Source organism: Streptomyces sp. NPDC057543, from assembly GCF_042801895.1.
Lineage (GTDB): Bacteria > Actinomycetota > Actinomycetes > Streptomycetales > Streptomycetaceae > Streptomyces.
In genome coordinates this window covers 1-5,513 of sequence record NZ_JBHVFF010000415.1, presented here as the reverse complement: position 1 = coordinate 5,513, position 5,513 = coordinate 1, and the positions used below count along the sequence as shown (strand labels likewise).

The following is a 5,513-nucleotide window of genomic DNA, read 5'->3' as shown; positions in this document are numbered from 1 at the left end:
GGCGGGGCCTGTTGTGTCCACTGCGCCTCGATGCGGGTCAGGGTCTCCAGCTCGCCGTAATCGAGGAAGATCCCCCGGCAGCCGCTGCCGTTACGCCTGGCGCACCAGCTCCCGCACCACCGGCACCAGCTCGCGGAACGCCTTGCCTCGGTGGCTGATCGCGTTCTTTTCGGCCGGGGTCAGTTCCGCGCAGGTGCGGGTGTCGCCGTCGGGCTGGAGGATCGGGTCGTAGCCGAAGCCGTTCGTGCCGGACGGGGTGTGGCGCAGGGTGCCCGTCAGGCGGCCCTCCACCACGCGTTCCGTGCCGTCGGGGAGGGCGAGGGCGGCCGCGCAGGCGAAGTGGGCCCGGCGGTGGGCGTCGTCGATGTCGGAGAGCTGGGCCAGGAGCAGGTCCAGGTTGGCCCGGTCGTCGCCGTGGGTGCCGGACCAGCGGGCGGAGAAGATGCCGGGGGCGCCGCCGAGTACGTCCACGCAGAGGCCGGAGTCGTCGGCGATGGCGGGGTGGCCGGTGGCCTTCGCGAGGGCGTGGGCCTTGAGCAGGGCGTTCTCGGCGAAGGTGACGCCGGTCTCCTTGACGTCGGGGATTTCCGGGTACGCGTCCGCGCCGACGAGTTCGTGGTCGAGGCCTGCGTCGGCGAGGATCGCGTGGAGTTCGGTGATCTTCCCGGCGTTGCGGGTGGCGAGGATGAGGCGGGTCATGTCACCCAGTATCAGGGGTGGTCAGGGGCTGCAGACCTTGCCGATTTCCTTGGCGGCGTCGGTGACCGGGGTGATGTCGGGGGTGGCGTCGCCCTTGTCGATCGAGTCGCGGACGTTGCCGACACCGGCCTGGAGGTGGTCGACGGCCTTGCCGAGGTCGGCGTTGTCGGTCTTGTCGCCGAGGTTGCCGAGTTCCTTCTCGATGTCGTCGAGGGCTTCGGATGCCTGGGTGGGGTCGTCGGACGCGTTGGAGACGGCCTGCTGGAGGTTGTCGACGCTGGTGGCGATGGCGTCGGCGGTTCGCACGCAGTCGAGTGCCTTGTCGACGGCGCCGCAGCCGGCTGTCGCGGTGAGCGTGAGGGTGAGGGCGGTCAGGGTCAGCGCGACGGTGGTGCGGCGGTGGCGGTCGGCCTTGGCCATGGTGCGGTTCCTCCCCGGGTGCGGATACGCGGACGGGCGCACGGTTCGACCCGTGCGCCCGTGCTCGTAACGACGCGTTGTGGTGCGTATGTGGTTGCTTCTTCACTCGCCCAGGGTGCGGGCGAGGGCCTCGTGCTGGATGACGGTGAGGTCTGCGCAGCCGGCGGTGGCGAGGTCGAGGAGGGCGCCGAGTTCCTTGCGGTCGAAGGGGGTCGCCTCGGCGGTGCCCTGGACTTCGACGAAGCGGCCGTCGCCGGTGCAGACGACGTTCATGTCGGTCTCGGCGCGGACGTCCTCCTCGTAGCAGAGGTCGAGGAGGGGGGTGCCGTCGACGATGCCGACGCTGATCGCGGACACGGTGTCGGTCAGTGGCTTGCGGCCGTGCTTGACGAGCTTCTTGTGCTGGGCCCAGGTGACGGCGTCGGCGAGGGCGACGTAGGCGCCGGTGATGGCGGCGGTGCGGGTGCCGCCGTCGGCCTGGAGGACGTCGCAGTCGAGGACGATGGTGTTCTCGCCGAGGGCCTTGTAGTCGATGACGGCGCGCAGGGACCGGCCGATGAGCCGGCTGATCTCGTGGGTGCGGCCGCCGATCTTGCCGCGTACGGATTCGCGGTCGCCGCGGGTGTTGGTGGCGCGGGGCAGCATGGAGTATTCGGCGGTGACCCAGCCTTCGCCACTGCCTTTGCGCCAGCGGGGAACGCCTTCGGTGACGGAGGCGGTGCAGAAGACCTTGGTGTCGCCGAAGGAGATGAGTACGGAGCCTTCGGCGTGCTTACTCCATCCGCGTTCGATGGTGACGGGGCGGAGCTGTTCGGGGGTGCGGCCGTCGATACGAGACATGACATCGACCCTATCGGGTGCGGGGCCGGCACCCGTTCGGGTGCGGTGCAGGCCCCGTCCGGGTGGGGCGGACGGGGCCTGCGGGGTGCTGGTGCTAGTGGGGGGGGTGGTGGTGAGGGTGGTGCTGATGCCGGTGCCGAGTCGGTTCGTTCGGGCCCAGCGGGATCCGGCGGGGGCGGCCGGAAGGTCAGTCGGCGATTCGGCGGCCGGTCACATCATGTCTTCGATGTCGGCGGCGATGGGGTCGGCGTCGGTACCGATGACGACCTGGATCGCGGTGCCCATCTTGACGACGCCGTGGGCTCCGGCGGCCTTGAGCGCGGCTTCGTCGACCTTGCTGGGGTCGTGGACCTCGGTGCGCAGGCGCGTGATGCAGCCTTCGATCTCGTCGATGTTGTCGATACCGCCGAGCCCGGCGACGATCTTCTCAGCCTTGCTGGCCATGGCCTTCTCCCTGGTTGTTCCCATGCATGCGACGGCCCACCATGGGTCCGTTTCGTCACCGTAACGCACGTTTGGCCCAGCTTCGCGAGCGAGTGACTGGGCCGTCCCCAATGATGACGATCACCGCGCCCTGCCTTCCAGGCGGGTTACGCACCGTACCCCAACTGGTCTACACCAGTCTTCAACGACCCCCGACCGCACCTTGTTCCGGGAGGACGCCGATGAGCTCGAGCAGTGCCGCAGTACCACGGAAATCGTGGTGGAACGGCCTCTTCCAGGGCCTCCAGAAGATGGGCCGCAGCCTCCAGCTCCCGATCGCCGTCCTGCCGGCGGCCGGCATTCTCAACCGGCTGGGCCAGCCGGACGTATTCGGCGACGAGGGGCTGCACTGGGGCAATGTCGCCACGGTGTTCGCGGCGGCGGGCGGCGCGCTGCTCGACTCGGGGCTCGGCCTTCCGCTGCTGTTCTGCATCGGTGTGGCGATCGGCATGGCGAAGAAGTCGGACGGTTCGACCGCGCTCGCCGCGGTGACCGGCTTTCTCGTCTATTACGCGGTGCTGCACGCCTTCCCGGTGGGCTGCGCCCCCGGGGCCAAGTTCAGCAGCGCCGGAATGTGGTCGGGGGTCTGCGTGCTGCCGGACACCACGGTCACGCAGGCCGGTTACCAGAACCCCGGGGTGTTCGGCGGCATCGTGATGGGTCTGCTGTCCGCCTGGCTCTGGCAGCGGTATCACCGGGTCAAGCTGGTGGACTGGCTGGGCTTCTTCAACGGCCGCCGACTGGTGCCGATCATCATGGCGTTCGTCGGTCTTCTCTTCGCGGCGCTGTGCGCGTGGGTGTGGCAGCCGATCGGTGACGGTCTGACCAGCTTCTCCAAGTGGCTGGTGGACCTGGACTGGGCGGGCTCGGGCATCTTCGGCGTCGCCAACCGCGCACTGCTGGTCATCGGCCTGCACCAGTTCCTGAACACGTTCGTCTGGTTCCAGTTCGGCGACTTCACCAAGCCGGACGGCACGGTCGTGCACGGTGACATCAACCGGTTCCTGGCGGGTGACCCGACGGCCGGTCAGTTCACCTCGGGATTCTTCCCGATCATGATGTTCGCCCTCCCGGCCGCGGCGCTGGCGATCTACCACTGCGCCAAGCCGCATCGGCGAAAGGCGGTCGGCGGCATGATGCTGTCGGTCGCCCTGACGTCGTTCGTGACGGGTATCACCGAGCCGATCGAGTACTCGTTCGTGTTCATCGCGCCGGTGCTGTACGCGATCCACGCGGTGCTCACCGGTGTCTCGATGGCGGTGACCTGGGCGCTCGGAGTCAAGGACGGCTTCAGTTTCTCCGCGGGCCTGATCGACTACGTCATCAACTGGGGTCTGGCGACGAAACCGTGGCTGATCATTCCGATCGGCCTGGTCTTCGCCGCCGTCTATTACGCGATCTTCCGGTTCGCAATCACCAAGTTCAATCTCCAGACTCCGGGCCGGGAGCCCGACGAGGTGGAGGACGAAATCGAGAGAAATCTCACGAAATAGCACCTCGGTCGGGTTCGGACCCGACGGAAGCAGACCCTCGGAACCTTGTGGCCCGGGGGTCTTCGTCACGTCATCGAACGTGGGTGATGGCTCATGCGAAGTAATCGCAAATCGCAGGTTCCTTATCCATCCCACACCGTGCTACAACTGGTCTACACCACTGAGTGGTCCAGACCGCGTGCGTTCTGCTGCGTTTCCCGAGTCGCCGCCTCCCCCCGTCAACGACCTGGGCGGCGCCTTGCCCAATGGAGGAAGTTGATGTCCACGGCAGACACCGCATCCGCGGTCACCAAGAAGAAGGGCGCCGGCGTGATGGCGGTCATGCAGCGCATCGGCCGCAGCCTCATGCTGCCGGTCGCGGTGCTGCCCGCGGCCGCGCTGCTGGTCCGGCTCGGCAACGCGGACATGCTCGGCCGCGACTCGTTCCCGACGTTCATCACGAAGCTCGCCGGCTACATGGCCGCGGGCGGCGGTGCCATTCTCGACAACATGGCGCTGCTGTTCGCCGTGGGTATCGCGATCGGTTTCGCCAAGAAGTCGGATGGTTCGACGGCCCTCGCCGCGGTCACCGGCTATCTGGTCTTCCAGAAGGTGCTCGCCACCTTCACCGACAGCAACCTGCCCCAGGTCGCGAGCGTCGTGGACGGCAAGATCGTCATGAACGACGCACCGGTCAACGCCGGTGTGCTCGGCGGCGTCGTGATGGGCATAGTCGTGGCCCTGATCTACCAGCGGTTCTACCGGACGAAGCTGCCCGACTGGGCGGGCTTCTTCAGCGGCCGTCGCCTCGTCCCGATCCTGTCGGCCTTCGCGGGCCTGATCATCGGCATCGTCTTCGGCCTGATCTGGCCGGTACTCGGCACCGTTCTGCACAACTTCGGTGAGTGGCTGGTCGGTTCCGGCGCCGTCGGCGCGGGCATCTTCGGTGTCGCCAACCGCGCCCTGATCCCGATCGGCATGCACCACCTGTTGAACTCGTTCCCGTGGTTCCAGGCGGGCGAGTACAACGGCGCCCACGGCGACATCGCCCGGTTCCTGGCCGGTGACCCGCAGGCCGGGCAGTTCATGACCGGCTTCTTCCCGATCATGATGTTCGCCCTCCCGGCGGCCTGCCTCGCGATCGTCCACTGTGCCCGTCCGGAGCGCCGCAAGGTCGTCGGCGGCATGATGTTCTCCCTCGCGCTCACCGCCTTCGTGACCGGCGTGACGGAGCCGATCGAGTTCACCTTCATGTTCATCGCCCCGGCGCTGTACGCGATCCACGCGGTACTCACCGGTGTCTCGATGGCCCTTACCTGGGGCCTCGGCATGAAGGACGGCTTCGGCTTCTCGGCGGGTGCGGTCGACTTCTTCCTGAACCTCGGTATCGCGAGCAAGCCATGGCTGCTGGTCCTGGTCGGCCTCTGCTTCGCGGTGGTCTACTACGTGGTCTTCCGCTTCGCGATCACCAAGTTCAACCTGCCGACTCCGGGCCGCGAGTCCGACGAGGAACTTGCCGAGCTCCTCAAGGCCGAGGCGAAGTAGGCCTCACCCCGGTGCACGACGAAGCCCTCACCTCCCGCTGCGGGAGGTGAGGGC

Annotated in this window: 6 protein-coding genes and 1 pseudogene; 2 read left to right on the top strand and 5 right to left on the bottom strand. The window is 67.7% G+C overall.

Translation table 11 applies throughout. The features are described from left to right. The 5 genes and pseudogenes from ACFU8Q_RS38580 to ACFU8Q_RS38560 form a co-directional block, all read right to left on the bottom strand. Positions 1 to 86: pseudogene (locus ACFU8Q_RS38580) on the bottom strand (zf-TFIIB domain-containing protein); the annotation flags it as partial. Between the two features lie 4 nt (positions 87 to 90). After that, a complete protein-coding gene (gene rdgB / locus ACFU8Q_RS38575; RefSeq protein ID WP_384463975.1) occupies positions 91 to 699 on the bottom strand; it encodes an RdgB/HAM1 family non-canonical purine NTP pyrophosphatase in 609 nt (202 codons plus the stop codon). A 21-nt stretch (positions 700 to 720) separates the two neighbouring features. After that, positions 721 to 1,119 carry a hypothetical protein gene (locus ACFU8Q_RS38570; protein WP_384463972.1) on the bottom strand — a complete coding sequence of 133 codons (399 nt, stop codon included), beginning with the start codon at positions 1,117 to 1,119 and terminating at the stop codon, positions 721 to 723. Positions 1,120 to 1,221: 102 nt separating this feature from the next. Beyond that, positions 1,222 to 1,959, bottom strand: coding sequence for a ribonuclease PH (gene rph, locus ACFU8Q_RS38565; RefSeq protein ID WP_384463969.1), 738 nt, complete (start codon positions 1,957 to 1,959; stop codon positions 1,222 to 1,224). A 210-nt stretch (positions 1,960 to 2,169) separates the two neighbouring features. Further along, positions 2,170 to 2,427: a PTS glucose/sucrose transporter subunit IIB gene (locus ACFU8Q_RS38560; RefSeq protein WP_266746427.1), complete on the bottom strand. Its 258-nt coding sequence runs from the start codon at positions 2,425 to 2,427 to the stop codon at positions 2,170 to 2,172. A 197-nt stretch (positions 2,428 to 2,624) separates the two neighbouring features. Here ACFU8Q_RS38560 and ACFU8Q_RS38555 point away from each other — a divergent pair, with 197 nt between their 5' ends. Further along, positions 2,625 to 3,935 (top strand): PTS transporter subunit EIIC, encoded by a 1,311-nt coding sequence (locus ACFU8Q_RS38555; protein ID WP_384463966.1) that lies wholly within the window; start codon positions 2,625 to 2,627, stop codon positions 3,933 to 3,935. A 258-nt stretch (positions 3,936 to 4,193) separates the two neighbouring features. Then, positions 4,194 to 5,459 (top strand): PTS transporter subunit EIIC, encoded by a 1,266-nt coding sequence (locus ACFU8Q_RS38550; protein ID WP_384463963.1) that lies wholly within the window; start codon positions 4,194 to 4,196, stop codon positions 5,457 to 5,459. Positions 5,460 to 5,513 lie beyond the last annotated feature (54 nt).

What these genes read in the sequence shown, in the direction of transcription:
- rdgB (WP_384463975.1), bottom strand. Translation starts at nt 699, where the DNA reads ATGACCCGCCTCATCCTCGCCACCCGCAACGCCGGGAAGATCACCGAA.
- ACFU8Q_RS38570 (WP_384463972.1), bottom strand. Translation starts at nt 1,119, where the DNA reads ATGGCCAAGGCCGACCGCCACCGCCGCACCACCGTCGCGCTGACCCTG.
- rph (WP_384463969.1), bottom strand. Translation starts at nt 1,959, where the DNA reads ATGTCTCGTATCGACGGCCGCACCCCCGAACAGCTCCGCCCCGTCACC.
- ACFU8Q_RS38560 (WP_266746427.1), bottom strand. Translation starts at nt 2,427, where the DNA reads ATGGGAACAACCAGGGAGAAGGCCATGGCCAGCAAGGCTGAGAAGATC.
- ACFU8Q_RS38555 (WP_384463966.1), top strand. Translation starts at nt 2,625, where the DNA reads ATGAGCTCGAGCAGTGCCGCAGTACCACGGAAATCGTGGTGGAACGGC.
- ACFU8Q_RS38550 (WP_384463963.1), top strand. Translation starts at nt 4,194, where the DNA reads ATGTCCACGGCAGACACCGCATCCGCGGTCACCAAGAAGAAGGGCGCC.